Raw genomic sequence first — 15,885 nt, 5'->3', positions numbered from 1 at the left:
CAAATCAGCGCCTCCTCATTACGGAAACACTGTCAGAATCGATCAGCAAATCTCTGGCAACTCCCCAGCCGCATCAAATGCGATTCCCCTGCCCCTGTGGGGGAGGTGTCGGCGAAGCCGACGGAGGGGGGAGTATTCAGCGGGTGACCGCATCCCGGATCATCGTTCCTAAGACTCCCCCCACCGATCGCTGCGCGATCGCCTCCCCCACGGGGGGAGGATCTTTAAGCCGGCCGTCTTGCCCGCAGCGCCTGGGCGATCGTCCCGTCGTCCAGCCAGTCGAGGTCCCCGCCCACCGGCACGCCGCGCGCCAGCATGGTCACTGAGACGCCGGTGGGCGCCAGGCGGTCGGCCAGGTAGTGGGCCGTGGTCTGGCCGTCCACCGTGGCCGGCAGGGCCAGGATGACCTCCTGGATCTCGCTGTTGCTGGCCCGGCCCAGCAGTTCGCCTACCCGCAGCGCTTCGGGACCGACCCCGTCCAGCGCCGACAGCAGGCCGCCCAGCACGTGGTAGCGGCCCTTGAACGAGCCGCCGCGCTCCATGGCCCACAGCGAGCCCACCTCCTCGACCACGCACAGCAGGCGATTGTCGCGGGTAGCGTCGGAGCAGACGGCGCAGGGATCGGAAGTGTCCAGCGAGCCGCAGACCGAGCAGGTGCGCACCTTGGCCTGGGCGTCGACGATCGCGGCGGCCAGGGGGGCCAGCAGGGTGTCGCGCTTCTTCAGCAGAGCCAGCGCCGCCCGCCGACCAGAGCGCGGACCCAGGCCGGGCAGCTTGGACAGCAGGGCGATCAGGCGCTCGATCTCGGGTCCGGCGGAGGCGGCCATCAGGGCTTGGCGACCCGGGTGACCTGCGAATAGACCACCCGCCACTGGCCGTCGCGCTTGGCCCAGGTGTCCACGAACCGCACGACCAGGGCGAAGCGCTGGCCGCCGTCCACGCCGGTCATGTTGACCCGGCCGCCCAGCAGGGCGGTGTCGCCGAGGACCTTCTCGACCGGTTCCTCGATCGTGAACGGGTCGAGCTTGAAGCCCGGGGCCACATAGTCGGCGATCAGCCGCGCCTTGTCCTGGACCTGGCCCGCGCCGTTGACCAGCACGTAGTCGTCGGCGACCAGCCGCTCCAGCGCCGCGCGGTCGCCGTTCACCTGGGCCGCGTCATAGGCGTGGGCGGCGGCGGCCAGGTCGGCCGGCAGCGGGTCGGCCAGGGCCAGGCCCGGCGCCAGCAGGGCGGCGGCGGCCAGGAGGGCGCGGACCGACATCCTAGAACTTCATGCCCGGCAGGCCGCCCATCATGCCGGCCATCGGACCGGCGGCTTCCTGCATCAGCTGGGCCTGCTTGGCGTCGAGCTTCTTCTTGGCGTCGGCGTGGGCGGCGACGATCAGGTCGGCGATCACCTCGCCCTCGCCGGGCTCGACCAGGCTCTCGTCCAGCACCACCCTGGCCAGCTCGCCCGACCCCTTCAGGGTGACGGTGACCATGCCGCCGCCGGCCGTGCCGTCGACGCTCAGCTCGGCGAGCCGCGCCTGGGCGTCGGCCAGTTTCTGTTGCATCGCCTGGGCCTGCTTCATCAGGCCGCCGAGGTCTTTCATGGGATCAAGCTCCATTCTTGCAAACTCCCTTCCCCCATCAAGGGGGAAGGGAGAAATTCAGGTCTCTTCCAGCTCGTCCGGCTCGATCGGCGGCGCCTCGGGCGTCAGGATCTTGCGGACCTCGACGATCTCGGCCCCGGGGAAGGCGCTGAGCACCGAGGCGACGAAGGGGTCGGACTTGATCGAGGCCAGTTCCTCGCGCTCCTCGCGCTTCTGGCGCTCGAACAGGCTCTCGGCCCCGCCGCCGCCCTCGGCCGCCACCAGCCAGGGCTGGCCGGTCCATTCCTTCAGCGCTCGCACCAGCCGGCCGGCCAGGTTGCCGGGCGCGCCGGGGGCCGGTTCGAAGGTGATCGCCCCGGGCCGGAAGCTGATCGGGCGGACATATTGCTCGACGTCCAGCCGCAGGCCGATGTCGCGCTTCTCGGCGATCAGCTTCACGACGTCCTCGAACGAGGCCAGGGTCGGCGCGGCCTGGGCGGCCGGCGCGGCCATCACCCGGGCCTGGGCGTTGACGCCTCCGCCGCCTCCGCCGCCTCCGCCGCCGCCCATCGAGCCGCCGCCGCCACCGCCCGGACCGCCGCCAACGGGCTGGCCGTCGCGCAGGGCCTTCAGCGCCTCTTCCGGACCGGGCAGGTCGGCGGCGCAGCACAGGCGGATGATCGCCATCTCGGCCGCGGCCATGGCGTCGGGCGCGCGGCGCACCTCGTCATGGGCCTTCAGCAGCATCTGCCACAGGCGCGACAGGGTCCCGGCCGAGGTCTGGGCCCCGATCGAGGTCAGGCGCGCGGCCTGCTCCTTGGGCAGGGTCAGGGCGTCCGGCCCCAGGGCCTTGGCCACGGAAGACGCGTGGCAGTGGTCCAGCAGGTCCAGCATGACCACCGCCGGATCGGCGCCGAACCCCCACAGGGCGCGGAAGCCCTTCAGTGACTCGCCCGGCTTGCCGCTCATCACGTTCTCGAACAGGGCGATCGTCTGGCCGCGGTCGGCCAGGCCCAGCATGTCGCGGACCACGGCGGCGGTGACGGTCGAGCCGCGCTCGCCCTGGACGATGGCCTGGTCCAGCAGCGACAGGCCGTCGCGCACCGAGCCCTCGGCGGCCCGGGCGATCAGGGCCAGGCCGTCCTCTTCGACCTTGGCCCCCTCGTTGGCGGCGATGCGGGCAAAGTGCTTGACCAGCACGTCCGGCTCGACCCGGCGCAGGTCGAAGCGCTGGGTGCGCGACAGGATGGTCACCGGCACCTTGCGGATCTCGGTGGTGGCGAAGATGAACTTGGCGTGCGGCGGCGGCTCTTCCAGCGTCTTCAGCAGGGCGTTGAACGCCGCCGTCGACAGCATGTGCACTTCGTCGATGATGTAGACCTTGTAGCGCGCCTCGACCGGGGCGTAGCGCACCCCGTCCAACAGCTCGCGCATCTCGTCGACCTTGGTGCGGCTGGCGGCGTCCAGCTCCAGCACGTCCATGTGCCGGCCCTCGACGATGGCCTTGCAGTGGCGGCCGTCGACGGTCAGGTCGACCGAGGGCTGGTGGACCGTGTCGGTCTCGTAGTTCAGGGCCCGGGCCAGCAGGCGGGCGGTGGTGGTCTTGCCCACCCCGCGCACGCCGGTCAGCATGAAGGCGTGGGCGATGCGGCCCGTGGAGAAGGCGTTGGCCAGGGTGCGGACCATGGCCTCCTGGCCGATCAGGTCCTCGAAGGTGCGCGGCCGGTACTTGCGGGCCAGCACGGTGTAGGCGGCGTCCGGATCGGAGGCCTGGCTGGTCATCGGCGTGGCGGCGGGCGTGGCGGCCGGCGCGGCGACGGCCGGCGGCGCGCCGCCGAAGATGTCGGCGGTGTTCTCGTCGCGCTCGGCGGGCTCTTCGTCCCACGGCGGCGCGGAATCGGTCGTGAGGTCGTCGTGGTCGGCCATGGCGTGAGTGTAGTGTGCGGAAGGGCGCAGCAAAAGGCTCGCGGCGCGCGCGGGGTCCAGAAGCTGACAGATTTCGGGGAAAGGTGGAGACCGGCAGACGACCCGGAGCGAAACTCGTTGTGGCTGCTGCCTCTCGGCCCTGACCAGGTTGGCGAGGACTCCGCCCGTCGCCGATCTCCGAGGCCTATATCGCGACTCATCGTGACGGATGCAAGACATGAAGCGCGGAGCCGTGACGACTCTTCGTCGCGGATGTTAGAGAATTCCCATGGCCCTTTCGATCATCACCAACACCTTCGCCGGCAATCCGCTCGACCGCGCCAGCGAGCGCCGGGGCGACGAGGCCTGGCTGGCCGAGAAGGCCGCCGACCCGCATTCGCTGGCCGTGGCCATCTGGAACGGCAAGGCGCTGGTCGAGGACGTCGTCGGACCTGACGGCGAAGGGGGCGACGCCAAGGTGACGGGCGCCCAGATCGCCTATCTGCGCGCCGACATGGCCAAGGACCTGGCCGCCACGCCCGAGCGGCTGCTGTTCCTGGGCCTGTGGAAGGACATCGCGGTGTTCGCCGTCGACCTGGAGGGCGGGGCCGACCCGGCCGAGGGGCCGCTGCAGGGCCTGGGCCGGTTCGAGGAGCTGCGCGGGATCGCCGCGACCCTGCCGCCGCCCGACGCCGGCATCCTGGCCACCGCCAAGTCGATGTTCGAATGGCGGCGCAAGCACAAGTGGTGCAGCAACTGCGGCCAGGAGACGGCGGTCAGCGACGGCGGCTGGAAGCGGCTGTGCCCCTCCTGCCAGGCCGAGCACTTCCCGCGCACCGACCCGGTGGCGATCATGCTGGCCCTGCACGGCGGCCGCTGCTTGCTGGGCCGCCAGGCGCTGTGGCCGCCCGGCATGTATTCGGCCCTGGCCGGCTTCATCGAGCCCGGCGAGACCATCGAGGAAGGCTGCGCCCGCGAGCTGAAGGAAGAGGCCGGCCTGACTGCCACGGCCGTCCGCTACCATTCCAGCCAGCCCTGGCCCTGGCCCTCGTCGCTGATGATGGGGCTGATGGCCGACGTCGACAGCGACACGGCCGCCCCCGACCAGACCGAGCTGGAAGCGGTCAAGTGGTTCACCAAGGACGAGGCCCGGGCCCTGATCAAGGGCGAGCTGGACGGCTTCTTCGCCCCGCCGCCCCTGGCCATCGCCCACCAGCTGATCAAGGCCTGGGCGGAGGAAGAGTAGGGCTAGATCCTCCCCCTGTGGGGGAGGTGTCGGCGAAGCCGACGGAAGGGGGGAGTGATCGGCAGGCGGCCAGATCTACGATCGACGATCCCAGAACTCCCCCCACCGATCGCTCCGCGATCGCCTCCCCCACAGGGGGAGGGTCTTGCTGGACGTCAGCCCGCGAACAGCACCACCAGCTCCCGCACCACCATCCACGCCAGCACCAGCGTCCCGGCCGAGAACGCCAGGAAGCGCAGCAGCACGATGTTGACGCTGACCTGGATCAGGCTGTGCACCACCCGCAACGCCACGAACGCCCAGGCCAGCCCGACCGCCAGGGCGTCGCCATGGCCGGCGACCTGGATGGCCAGGGCCGCGGCGTAGAAGATCGTCGGCTGCTCCATCAGGTGGTTGTAGTTGTCGGCCGCCTGACGGGCGGGCGCCGGCAGGCCGTCCAGGCTGCCGGGAAAGGCCGCCGCCTGCGGCGCGATCCCGGCCTTGCTCATGGCCGGCAACCGCTGGACGTACATCCACACCCAGATCACCAGCGACCAGGCCACCAGCGCCATCACCGGCGCGACCAGCGTGTTCATGTCGAAGTCCCTCCCCGCATCGCCGTGCGACGCTTGGCCTGCCGGCTGTTACGGCGAAGCCCGCGGCTACGTCAGGCCACCGTCCGTCCCGTCGGCGCCGCCTTGAGCGTGGCGGCGACAGCGCCGATTATAAGGCCAAAAGCAAAGGGCGTTATTGCTTCCGCCAGGCCGGGGGCAATGACGATGAGATCGGTCGTATGCGTCTGCGCCGCGACACGAAGAATGATCAAACCTGTCAGAAGCAATACGACCAAACCGATCGCCGGCGGAACCAAGCTCAGGATGGTCAGAAGGGACAGATCTTTCAGCGGCCGGCCCGCCAGTCGCAAGGCGACAAGAACCAAGGTCCAGATCGCCAGACCGGCCAGAAGCGGGTAGCAGAGTTTGGACAACGCGCCTGAATAGCCGACAATGAGTCTCAGGGCCGTAAGCGGATTGGCCGGCATGCCAGCCCAGATTCCCAAACCGATCGCCAGGCCCAGCAACAACATGCCAGCCGCACCAAACGCCCACGGCAAGATCCTCATCCCGCTTCCCCTTGTTCCCCGGGCCGAAACCGACCTGACCGCAGCCAAGCTAGGCACAACCTCCAGATGCGACAAGGTCGTTTTAGACCCGATCCCGGAACGGATCGGCCGGATAGACGCCCAGGATCTCGAACTTGTCGGAGAAGAACTTCAGCTCGTCGAAGGCCAGGGCCAGGCTGCGGTCCTCGGGGCGGCCGTCGACCTCGGCGTAGAAGAAGGTCGCCGTGAAGTGGCCGCCCTCCATGTAGCTTTCCAGCTTGGTCATGTTGACGCCATTGGTCGCGAAGCCGCCCAGCGCCTTGTAGAGGGCGGCCGGCAGGTTGCGGACCTTGAACACGAAGCTGGTCACGCAGCGGTGGGTGAACGGCGGCGGTTCCGGCGACTTGTCGGCCGTCATCACCAGGAAGCGCGTGGTGTTGTTGCGCTCGTCCTCGATGCCTTGGGCCAGGATGTCCAGGCCGTAGATCTCGGCGGCCAGGGCGGGGGCGACGGCGGCGCGGGTCGGGTCGGGCTTCAGGGCCAGGGCCTTGGCGGCGCCGGCCGTGTCGCCGGCGCTCTCGTGGGCCAGGCCGAGTTTCTTCAGGCTGTGACGGCACTGGCTCAGCGCGATCGGCATCGACATGGCGATCCTCACCGTCTCCAGCGTCACGCCCTTGTTGGCCATCAGCTGGAAGCGGATCGGCTTGAAGCGCTCGCCGACGATCTGCAATCCCGAGGCGGGCAAGAGATGGTGGACGTCGGCGACCCGGCCGGCGATCGAGTTCTCGATCGGGATCATGCCCAGCTGGCAGGCGCCGGTCTTGATGGCCTCGAACGCCTCCTCGAAGGTGGCGCAGGGCACGGCCTCGTAGTCGGGGAAATAGGTGCGGCAGGCTTCGTGGCTGTTGGCGCCGGGTTCGCCCTGGAAGGCGATCTTCTTGAGGATGCTCATGCGGCGGTCTTCCCGGCGGCGTAGGCGCGCGCCGCTTCTAGGTCGGAGGGATTGTCGACGGAGATCGGGGCCTCGGCGGCCACGGCGGCGCGCAGGTCGAGGCCCAGCTCCATGGCCCGCAGCTGCTCCAGCTTCTCGCGCTTCTCCAGCGGCGAGGGCGGGGCGGCGTTGAAGGCTTCCAGCGCCGCGCGACGATAGCCGTAGATGCCGATGTGGCGCCAGATCGGCCCGTCGCCATAGAGGGTGGAGCGTGTGAAATAGAGCGCCCGGCCCGACAGGCCGTCCTGCTCCATGGCCAGCACGGCCTTGACCACGTCGGGGTTGGACCGGTCGGCCGGCGAGGCTTCCGGCGCGACGACGGTGGCGATGTCGCAGCCGGGATAGGCGCTCAGCAGGTCGGCGCAGGCGCCCAGCACCGCCGGCTGCACGAACGGCATGTCGCCCTGCAGGTTGATGACCACGTCGTGGCGGCGGTCTGGATCCAGCACGTCGAGGGCGGCCAGGATGCGGTCCGAGCCCGAGGGCAGGGCCGGGTCGGTCAGCACCGCCTGGCCGCCGGCCCGCTCGACCGCCTCGACGATGGCCACGTCGCCGGCCGCCACCGCCACCGGGCCGATTCCCGCCGCTTGGGCCTGGCGCAGCACGCGCACGATCATCGGCAGCCCGCCGATGTCGGCCAATGGCTTGTCGGGAAGGCGGGTGGCGGCCATGCGGGCCGGAATGACGACGATAGGGTTCATGAAAGGCCGTTGCGGGTCAAAACCGTTGCTGCCCGGTTGCGCCTCGGGCGGTAGCGTGTAAGAGACGCGAGCGCAACATGGAGCGCGCGGGGGAAACCTCCGGGCGCGGATTTCGGGCCTGTCGTCAGACGGCCCCCAAGAGGCTGGTAAGGCTTTAGATGAGCGACCTGACGTTCAACAAGATCGCTGGCGGCGTGCTGCTGACCGGCCTGATCATTTTCGGTCTCAAGGAAGCGTCGGACATCGTTTTCGCCAAGCACGAGCTTGAAAAGCCCGGCTACGAGATCGCCGTCGCCGAAGAGGCGGGCGCAGGCGGCGCCGCCGCCGAGGTCGCGCCCGACTGGGGCAGCGTCCTGACCCCGGCCAACGTCGCCGCCGGCCAGGCCGTCAGCGCCAAGTGCGCCTCCTGCCACAACTTCACCCCCGAGAACCACACCGGCCCCGGCCTGTTCGGCGTGGTCGGCCGCAAGCCCGGCACCCACCCCGGCTTCGCCTATTCGCCGGCCATGGTCGAGTACGGCAACAAGAACCCGGTCTGGGACTACGACAAGCTCGACACCTTCCTGAAGGCCCCGGGCAAGGACGTCTCGGGCACCAAGATGACCTTCGTCGGCCTGAAGAAGCAGGAAGACCGCATCGCCATCATCGCCTATCTGCACAGCCTGGGTTCCAGCCTGCCGATCCCGGCGCCGAAGCCCGCGGGCGCGGCTCCGGCTCCCGCCGGCGAAGCTCCGGCGGCTGGCGCGGCCGCTTCGGGCGCCGCTCCGGCGGCTCCGGGCGCTCCGGCTCCCGCCGGCGCTGGGGCTCCCGCCGCCGGCGCGCCGGCCACCCCGGCCCCGGCCGCGACGACCGCCAAGTCCTGATCGACTCCAGGTCCAGACATGACGAAGGCCGCGAAGTTCGCTTCGCGGCCTTTTTCCTTGCCGTCTTTCCGGGCGCCTGCGATCGGGGCGCCTCAGGCGTTGTGGAACCGCCCGCAGCAAAGCTGCCTTGCGGTCTTTCCCCATTCCGTGAGTAGAGTATCGGACCGCACCGCTTCACCGGAACCGTTCGACCATGACGTCTCGCCTGCTGGCCGCCTCGCTCGCCGCGCTGCTGATCGCCGCCCCCGTCTCGGCGCTGCCGAGCCTGGCCTTCGCCGCCAAGGCCCCGACCGTGGCCCTGAAGTCGCTGGCCGACCTGCCCACGCCCTTGCCCTATCCCTATGACGAAAAGGCCGACGCCGAGGCCGACGTCGCCAAGGCGATCAAGACCGCCAAGGCCAAGCACAAGCTGGTCCTGATCGACCTGGGCGGCAACTGGTGCGGCGATTGCCGGGTGTTCGCCGGCATGATCGAACAGCCCGACCTCAAGGCCTTCGTCGAAAAGCACTACGAGGTGGTGACCGTCAATGTCGGCCGCTACGACCACAACATGCAGATCCCGGCCCGCTACGGGGTCAACAAGCTGAACGGCGTGCCGACCTTCCTGGTGGTCGACACCAAGGGCAAGCTGGTCAATCCGAACGCCCTGTTCGCCCTGACCGACGCCCGCCACATGACGCCGCAGTCGCTGGCCGACTGGCTGGCCCAGTGGCCGAAGTGACGGACTGATGCCGGGAACGCCCCCTCCGTCGGGCTTCGCCCGCCACCTCCCCCGTTTCACGGGGGAGGAGCGATCTTCTCCTCCCCTGCGAAGCGGGGGAGGTGGCGCGGCGCGTAGCGTCGTGACGGAGGGGGCGTCCGGCTACGGCCTTCGCCACCCCGTCACCCCACCGCCGCCCGCCGCCTCGACGCGGGCCACCGCCTCGGCCAAGGGCTCGATCGCCACGGCCATGTGATGGGCGTTGGCGTGCAGGATGGTCTCGGCGTCCAGCAGGATGGCCACGTGGCCCTTCCAGAACACCAGGTCGCCGCGCCGGCGTTCCTCCGCCGCGATCGGCGCGAAGAAGGCTAGCTGCAGGTCGGTGTCGCGCGGGACCGCCTTGCCGCAGGCCGCCAGGGCCTGCTGGACCAGGCCCGAGCAGTCCAGGCCCAGCGATTCGCGGCCGCCCCACTGGTAGGGCGCGCCCAGATAGCCCTGCGCCACCGCCACATGGTCGGTCAGGACCTTGCCGACCGGCGCTAGGTGGGCGGCGACGAACCAGCCCGTGCCCTCGCCCCGGGCGAACCGGCCTTCCACGGCCTCGATCGCCGTCAGGGCGTTCAGCGAATAGAGCCCGACCGGTCGCGACTTGATGTCGGGCTCGGCGAAGGCGTAGGTGCGCGGGACCGCCACCTGGTGGGTGGCAGGCGCGCCCCGGGCGGCCAGGTCGTCCTCGGCGACGAAGCCGACATAGCCGTCGCGGGCCGCCTGGCCCCAGGCGAAGCCGTCCTTGACGTCCAGCACCCGGAACAGCTCGCCGAACAGCAGCTGGTCCCACTGCTCGGCCATCGGATGGGCGGCCTTGCGCAGGGCGGCGGTCGGGACCGCCACCTGGCGCAGGGTCGGGGCGGCGTAGCGCTCGGCGGCGACCAGGCCCTGCAGATCAAGATTCGCCAGGTCTGGGCGGGCGAGGGTGAGGCGCGGATCGCTCATGCCTCGGCCTTCGGGAATCGCGACTTCAGCATGCCGTAGAGCCCCCGGATCACCTGGGCCTCGCCGCCGGACGCGAAGCCAGGCCGCCCCTTGGGGTTCCAGGCGAAGATGTCGAAATGGACCCACGATCCGGTGGTCGGGGCGAAGCGCTGCAGGAACAGGGCCGCCGTCATCGAGCCCGCCTGGGCCCAGGCGTCGGGATCGTTCTTCAGGTCGGCGATGTCGCTCTCGACCGCCTCCCTGTATCCCTCCCACAAGGGCATGCGCCAGACCGGGTCGGAGGCCTCGCGCGCGCCCTCCTCGATCTCCAGGGCCAGGTCGTCGTCGGGGGTGTAGAACGGGATGACCTGCGGCCCCAGGGCCACGCGGGCCGCGCCGGTCAGGGTGGCCAGGTCGATCGTCAGCGCCGGCTCCAGCTCGGCGGCGCGGGTCAGGGCGTCGGCCAGGATCAGCCGGCCCTCGGCGTCGGTGTTGCCGACCTCGACGGTCAGGCCGGCGCGGGTGGCCAGCACGTCGCCGGGTCGCATGGCGTCGCCGGCGATGGCGTTCTCGACCACCGGGACCAGCACGCTCAGCGCCACCGGCAGGCCGGCGGCCATCACCATCCGGCCCAGGGCCAGGGCGTGGGCCGCGCCGCCCATGTCCTTCTTCATCAGCCGCATGCCGCCGGACGGCTTGATGTCCAGGCCGCCGGTGTCGAACACCACGCCCTTCCCGATAAGCGCGACGCGCGGGTGGGCCGGATCGCCCCAGGTCAGCTCCAGCATCCGCGGCGCGCGGGCCGGGACGGCGGCGCGGCCGACGGCGTGGACGGCGGGATAGTTGGCTTCCAGCAGGTCGTCGCCGACGATCACCTCCAGGGTCGCGCCATGGCGCTCGGCGATCTCGCGGGCGATGGTCTCGATCTGCAGCGGTCCCATGTCATTGGCCGGGGTGTTGACCATGTCGCGGGCCAGGGCGCAGGCGTGGGCGACGGCGTGGACCTCGTCCAGGTCGACGTTTTCGTCCGCGACCAGTCGTCGCGGCTCTTCCCCCGTGCGGGGCCGGTAGCGGTCGAACCTGTAGGCGCCCAGGGCGAAGGCCAGGGCGACCTGACCGGCGTCGAGGCCGTCGGGGACCGCCGCCAGGCGATAGTCGCCGGCCGGCAGGCGAGCGGGCAGGGCGCGAAACAGCGCGGCCTCGGCCTTGCCCCGCACGCCCAGGCCCAGCAGCACGCGGTCCACGGCCCCTTGCGGCGTGGGCAGGACCAGCACCTGGCCGGCCTTGGCCTTGAAGTCCTCCAGGGCCACGAAGCCCTTCACGAAGCTGGGCCGCGCCTCGACGAAGGCGGCCAGTTCGGACTCGTAGAGGCAGTGGATCGGCGTCGGCGGGCCGTCCTCGGCGGAACGGGACGAGGAGGCGATGATCGGTTCCGACATGGACGCGCCCTGAACTTGCAATGGGTCGGGGAAATTATGCTTAACGATTCCTTGAGGGCCGCGCGCGAGGATGCGGGACCGTCGGGAGATTCCTCTTCATGTGTCGCAAGCGCGCGCGCCTCGCAACCATTCTCGCCCCCCTCCTCGCTTCCAGCGTGCTGATGGCGGCCTCGGCCCATGCCGCCGACAAGCCCGTGGCCGCGCCCGCCGCCGCGCCCCAGGCGCCGGGCAAGGCGACGCCGGCCGAGCGGTCCGAGATGCGGCGCGCCGATCCCCTGACCCGGATGGCGTTCTGGTCGACCGAAGCCGAGCGCGACGGTCGCGACGTCGAGGCGGGCGTGGGCCTGTCCCAGGCCTTGCGCGCCCTGGGCCGCTACGACGAGGCGGCCGACGCGGCCGCCCGGATCCTGGTCGTCGTCCCCGACAATTACGACGCCCTGATGGAATCGGCCCGGGCCAACGTGGCGCGCGGCCAGGGCTTCTACGCCATTGAACCGGGCCGCAAGGCCGCCGCCCTGCAGCCGCGCGACTGGCGGCCGCTGTCGCTGCTGGGCGTGGCCTACGAGCAGGCCAAGCGCGACGACGAGGCCCTGGCCGCCCATCGCCAGGCCGTGGCCCTGGCCCCCGCCGAGGCGGTCCCCCTGACCAACCTCGCCATGCACCTGGCCTCGACCGGCGACCTGCCGGGGGCCGAGAAACTGCTCCGCCAGGCGTCCGCCCTGCCCACCGCCACCATCCAGGTGCGCCAGAACCTGGCCCTGGTGATCGGCCTGCAGGGCCGCCTCGACGAGGCCGAGAAACTGGCCCGCCAGGACCTGCCGCCGGAGTCGGTCGACAACAACCTGGCCTGGCTGCGCGCCGCTGTCGGCCAGGAAGGCGCGACGCGGTCGTGGACCGCCGTGAAGGCGGGCGGATAGGCGCCTGACGCCCTTCTCGGCCACCCCGCCGACCAACCGCGAGACGTCAGGTCAAACGCAAGACGCGGAAGAAAAAAGCCCCTCCATCCAGGCCTGTTAACGCGACGACAATGCCGCCTGGCCGATTTTCAACCTCCGAGGGGGAGAACGATGGCCGCTTCAGTGCAGGATCAGAGGGTGTCCGTCCCTGACGCGACATCGGCGACCTCGTCGGGGGAAGTCCGGCGGATCGTGGCGCTCGACGGCGTGAGAGGCTTGATGACCCTGTTCGTGGTCGTCTCGCACCTGTTCGCCGAAGTTCCAGGAGGTGTTTCGGCGCTGATGTTCGGCTGGATCGGCGTCGACATGTTCTTCGTCCTCAGCGGCTATCTGGTCGGAAAGCTGATCCTGGAAAAGCGCTCGTGCGAGAATTTCTTCTCGGTCTTCTATGCGCGACGGTTCCTTCGAACCATTCCCGCCTACATGATCACCGTGCTGGTGGTCTTCGGCCTTTTCAGGCTCTGCGACCCGGCGTGGTCGGAGGCCGAACCGCTCTTTCCGCTGTGGAGCTATCTGACCTTCAGCCAACCCGCGTTCATGATCGCCACGGAGACGATCGGAGCCCACTGGCTGGCGCCCACCTGGACGCTTGCGATGGAAGAGCACTTCTATCTCCTGGCCCCGGCGGCGATCGTCTTCACGCCCCGTCGCTGGTTGCCCGCCGTTCTGGCCTGCGTCGTGGCGCTCGCCGTCGGCCTGCGCCTGGCCGTCTTCGAATTCGGCTTCGCCAATCACATGGTCGGCCTGACCCTCTTGCCCAGCCGCGGAGATCTCCTGGCGGTCGGCATTCTGGGCGCCCTCATGGCGACTTCCCCGCGCGTGCCGTGGAAGATGCTTGAACCCTGGCTTCGATGGACGCCCCTGGCCGCCCTCGGGGGCATCCTGGTCCTCAAGAGACTGGGCGGATCCGCGTTCGACGTCTTCGGGCCGCTGACCATGGCGATCGGATGCGTCAGCTATCTGCTCGCGCTGGTCAGGGGCGCTCCCGAAGCCAAGACCATGGAATCGCGGTTCTTGCGGTTTTTCGGCAACAACAGCTACTGCATCTATCTGTCCCACCTCCCTGTCCTGGGCTTGATGCACGGCCTGATCCTGCACGCCCGCCCCGGCCTGGGCAGTCCCGCGCAATGGGCGGTCACCCTGATGGCCGCGCCGGTGTGCGTCCTGGTCGGGGTGGGCATGACCAAGCTCATCGAGGAGCCGCTGACCCGGTGGGGCCGGTCTTGGAAATGGAGCGAGAGCCGCCGGGCCGCTCGCCCGTCCTTCGCGGCCAGCCAGGCCTGACGGGATCTTTCCGATGAAGCCGGACCGCTCGACCATGCCGAGGCTGGCTTGGGCGGCCGCGTCGACGCCCGCAGGGCCCAATTCCTCGTCCTTCGACAGGCCCAGGATGAGGAATTCTACTGAACCGCCCTATAAAGTAGCCCTCATCCCGAGCCTGTCGAAGGACGAGGGCGGCCCACGACGGCCAAACGCCCAACTGTCCACAGATCCTAGCGGTTCTTCATCACGTCCTGGATCTTGATGATCGCCGGGCCCATGATCACGATGAACAGCACGGGCAGGAAGAACACGATCATCGGCACGGTCAGCTTGGCCGGCAGGGCGGCGGCCTTCTTCTCGGCGGCGGAAAGCCGCAGCTCGCGGTTTTCCTTGGCCATCACCCGCAGGGCCGAGCCCAGCGGCGTGCCGTAGCGCTCGGCCTGGATCATGGCGGTGACCACCGAGCGGATGCCGGGATGGTTGGTCCGCCGGGCCAGGCCCTCATAGGCCAGGCGGCGCTCGGGCAGGTAGCTGAGCTCGGCGGTGAGCAGGCTGAGCTCCTCGGCAAGCTCCATCGAGGCCGAGCCGACCTCGGCCCCCACCTTGGCGATGGCGGCCTCGATCGACATGCCGCTTTCGACGCAGATCAGCATCAGGTCCAAGGCGTCGGGGAACGCCTGGACGATCGACTCACGGCGCTTCTGGGCGATGTTGGAGATGTAGAGGTTGGGCGCGTAATAGCCCGCCGTCAGGGCGAAGAAGCAGGCGGCGAGCTTCTGGACCGGTAGCAGGCCGAAGCCGTTGATCAGATAGAGGTAGAAGGCCACCACGGCCGCGAACGCGAACGGCATCACGAAGCGGAAGAAGTAGAAGGTCGACACCGGCTTGGGACCGCGGAAGCCGGCCTGGGCCAGCTTGTCGACGACCTTGGGGTCCTCCAGCAGCCTGGACAGCTGCAGGCGGTCGACGACGTTCTTGTACATCCCCTCGTCGACGTGGCGCAGCGAGCCGCCGCCCTTTTCGGCCATGGCTTCGCGCGAGCGGCGGCGCAGTTCTTCCCGGCGGTTGGCCACCGACTTCAGCCGGCCTTCCAGGCTGCTGCCGTTCATCATCGGCATGGCCAGGGTGACGATGGTGGCGAACACCACGATCGCGATGAAGGCGCTGAACAGCGTCTGGGGATCGGTGAGCCTGTCGATCATGGTTCGCCTCCCCTAGAACTTGAAGTTGATCATCTTGCGCATCACGAAGATGCCCACGCTCATCCAGAAGCCGGCGATCATCAGCATGAAGTGGCCGCGCTGCTCGCTGAACATCGGCGCCATGTAGGAGGGCGCGGTGATCGAGATCAGCACGATGACGCCGGGCGGCAGGGAGCCGATGATGACCGCCGAGGCCACGGCTTCGGCCGACAGGGCCTTGATCTTCTCGGCCATCAGCTTGCGCGCCCGCAGCACGGTCGACAGGTTGCCCAGCGCTTCGGCCAGGTTGCCGCCGGTCTTGGCCTGGATGGCCAGGACGATGGTGAAGAACCGCAGCTCGTTGGTCGGCATGCGCTCGTACATGCGCTCCAGGGCCTGGTCCATCGACATGCCCATGCCGGTGTTCTCGACCAGCGCCCGAAACTCGCCGGCCAGGGGCTCGGGGCACTCCTTGCCGATGATCTTCAGGCAGTCGTTGACCGGCAGGCCCGACTTGATGCCGCGCACGATGATGTCGATGGCGTCGGAGAAGGCGGACGTGAACTTCTTGGTGCGGGCCGTGGCCAACATGCCCACCACCCAGCGCGGCAGGCCCAAGCCCGCGGCGAAGGCCGCGCCCAGGGCGATGAGCGGCATCTGGCGCAGCAGCAGCAGCGCCAGGCCGACGGTCAGCCCGATCACCGCGCTGATGATCCAGAACAGCTGGACCTTGTCGCCGAGGCCGGCGGCGCGCAGGCGCGCGGCAATGGTCAGCGACGCCTTCTTCTTTTTCTGATCCTGTTCCTTGAGGGTCTTGAGGATCTGTTTGCGGCGAACGTCGGGGGTGTTGGTGGCGGCCTTGGCCCGGGCGGCCACGACCTGGCGGTCGCCGCCGGCGATCAGCTGGGCGCGCTTGACGGTCTTGGACGCGCCGCCGCCGCCGCCGCCGGCCAGCACGAAACCCAGCCCCGCTATGGTGATGAAGCCCAGGACGCCGGCGAGGATGAACAGCATCG

17 protein-coding genes and 1 other RNA gene are annotated in these 15,885 nt (G+C 69.7%); 5 read left to right on the top strand and 13 right to left on the bottom strand.

Annotated features, from left to right (window positions below):
* Positions 1-224 precede the first annotated feature (224 nt).
* The 5 genes from recR to ffs all read right to left on the bottom strand — a co-directional run bounded on the left by recR (position 225) and on the right by ffs (position 3,674).
* A complete protein-coding gene (gene recR, locus J2X41_RS22700; RefSeq protein ID WP_028037346.1) occupies positions 225-827 on the bottom strand; it encodes a recombination mediator RecR in 603 nt (200 codons plus the stop codon).
* Positions 827-1,261, bottom strand: coding sequence for a nuclear transport factor 2 family protein (locus J2X41_RS22695; protein WP_310086276.1), 435 nt, complete (start codon positions 1,259-1,261; stop codon positions 827-829). Before J2X41_RS22695 ends, recR begins: the two co-directional genes overlap by 1 nt.
* Before the next feature lies 1 nt (position 1,262).
* On the bottom strand, positions 1,263-1,592 hold the full coding sequence (locus J2X41_RS22690; RefSeq protein WP_310086274.1) for a YbaB/EbfC family nucleoid-associated protein: 330 nt from the start codon (positions 1,590-1,592) through the stop codon (positions 1,263-1,265).
* A 57-nt stretch (positions 1,593-1,649) separates the two neighbouring features.
* Positions 1,650-3,497 carry a DNA polymerase III subunit gamma/tau gene (locus J2X41_RS22685; protein ID WP_310086273.1) on the bottom strand — a complete coding sequence of 616 codons (1,848 nt, stop codon included), beginning with the start codon at positions 3,495-3,497 and terminating at the stop codon, positions 1,650-1,652.
* A gap of 84 nt (positions 3,498-3,581) precedes the next feature.
* An RNA gene (gene ffs / locus J2X41_RS22680) (signal recognition particle sRNA small type) lies at positions 3,582-3,674 on the bottom strand.
* Between the two features lie 91 nt (positions 3,675-3,765).
* On the opposite strand from ffs, the gene nudC reads away from it, so the two are divergent.
* Positions 3,766-4,722: an NAD(+) diphosphatase gene (nudC, locus tag J2X41_RS22675; RefSeq protein WP_310086271.1), complete on the top strand. Its 957-nt coding sequence runs from the start codon at positions 3,766-3,768 to the stop codon at positions 4,720-4,722.
* Between the two features lie 155 nt (positions 4,723-4,877).
* On the opposite strand, the gene J2X41_RS22670 is transcribed toward nudC, so the two are convergent.
* From J2X41_RS22670 to J2X41_RS22655, 4 genes are all read right to left on the bottom strand, one after another.
* Positions 4,878-5,297, bottom strand: a complete 420-nt coding sequence (locus tag J2X41_RS22670; RefSeq protein ID WP_310086268.1) for an MAPEG family protein — start codon at positions 5,295-5,297, stop codon at positions 4,878-4,880.
* A 71-nt stretch (positions 5,298-5,368) separates the two neighbouring features.
* Positions 5,369-5,824, bottom strand: coding sequence for a hypothetical protein (locus J2X41_RS22665; protein WP_310086266.1), 456 nt, complete (start codon positions 5,822-5,824; stop codon positions 5,369-5,371).
* An 82-nt stretch (positions 5,825-5,906) separates the two neighbouring features.
* Positions 5,907-6,755: a prephenate dehydratase gene (locus J2X41_RS22660; RefSeq protein WP_310086263.1), complete on the bottom strand. Its 849-nt coding sequence runs from the start codon at positions 6,753-6,755 to the stop codon at positions 5,907-5,909.
* On the bottom strand, positions 6,752-7,495 hold the full coding sequence (locus tag J2X41_RS22655; RefSeq protein ID WP_310086261.1) for a 3-deoxy-manno-octulosonate cytidylyltransferase: 744 nt from the start codon (positions 7,493-7,495) through the stop codon (positions 6,752-6,754). The genes J2X41_RS22660 and J2X41_RS22655 overlap by 4 nt, the downstream gene beginning before the upstream one ends.
* Before the next feature lie 158 nt (positions 7,496-7,653).
* Here J2X41_RS22655 and J2X41_RS22650 point away from each other — a divergent pair, with 158 nt between their 5' ends.
* Positions 7,654-8,358 (top strand): cytochrome c family protein, encoded by a 705-nt coding sequence (locus tag J2X41_RS22650; protein WP_310086258.1) that lies wholly within the window; start codon positions 7,654-7,656, stop codon positions 8,356-8,358.
* A gap of 193 nt (positions 8,359-8,551) precedes the next feature.
* Complete coding sequence (locus J2X41_RS22645) at positions 8,552-9,079, top strand: thioredoxin family protein (protein WP_310086255.1); 528 nt, start codon at positions 8,552-8,554, stop codon at positions 9,077-9,079.
* Positions 9,080-9,220: 141 nt separating this feature from the next.
* Here the strand turns inward: J2X41_RS22645 and J2X41_RS22640 are convergent, their stop codons facing one another.
* Entirely contained in the window at positions 9,221-10,051 is an 831-nt protein-coding gene (locus tag J2X41_RS22640; RefSeq protein WP_310086254.1) for an NlpC/P60 family protein, read from the bottom strand.
* On the bottom strand, positions 10,048-11,469 hold the full coding sequence (locus J2X41_RS22635) for a leucyl aminopeptidase family protein (RefSeq protein ID WP_310086252.1): 1,422 nt from the start codon (positions 11,467-11,469) through the stop codon (positions 10,048-10,050). Before J2X41_RS22635 ends, J2X41_RS22640 begins: the two co-directional genes overlap by 4 nt.
* 98 nt (positions 11,470-11,567) lie before the next feature.
* On the opposite strand from J2X41_RS22635, the gene J2X41_RS22630 reads away from it, so the two are divergent.
* Entirely contained in the window at positions 11,568-12,386 is an 819-nt protein-coding gene (locus J2X41_RS22630) for a tetratricopeptide repeat protein (protein ID WP_310086249.1), read from the top strand.
* A 150-nt stretch (positions 12,387-12,536) separates the two neighbouring features.
* A complete protein-coding gene (locus tag J2X41_RS22625) occupies positions 12,537-13,709 on the top strand; it encodes an acyltransferase (RefSeq protein WP_310086247.1) in 1,173 nt (390 codons plus the stop codon).
* Between the two features lie 209 nt (positions 13,710-13,918).
* Here the strand turns inward: J2X41_RS22625 and J2X41_RS22620 are convergent, their stop codons facing one another.
* Both J2X41_RS22620 and J2X41_RS22615 read right to left on the bottom strand, forming a co-directional pair.
* Positions 13,919-14,890 (bottom strand): type II secretion system F family protein, encoded by a 972-nt coding sequence (locus J2X41_RS22620; RefSeq protein WP_310086244.1) that lies wholly within the window; start codon positions 14,888-14,890, stop codon positions 13,919-13,921.
* A gap of 12 nt (positions 14,891-14,902) precedes the next feature.
* The gene (locus tag J2X41_RS22615; RefSeq protein ID WP_310086241.1) at positions 14,903-15,883 is read right to left on the bottom strand and encodes a type II secretion system F family protein; all 981 of its coding nucleotides are present in this window, start codon (positions 15,881-15,883) and stop codon (positions 14,903-14,905) included.
* Between the last annotated feature and the right edge of the window lie 2 nt (positions 15,884-15,885).

Source organism: Caulobacter sp. BE254 (genome assembly GCF_031457295.1).
In the GTDB taxonomy this organism is placed as follows: Bacteria; Pseudomonadota; Alphaproteobacteria; order Caulobacterales; family Caulobacteraceae; genus Caulobacter.
This window is presented reverse-complemented; position numbering and strand designations above follow the sequence as displayed.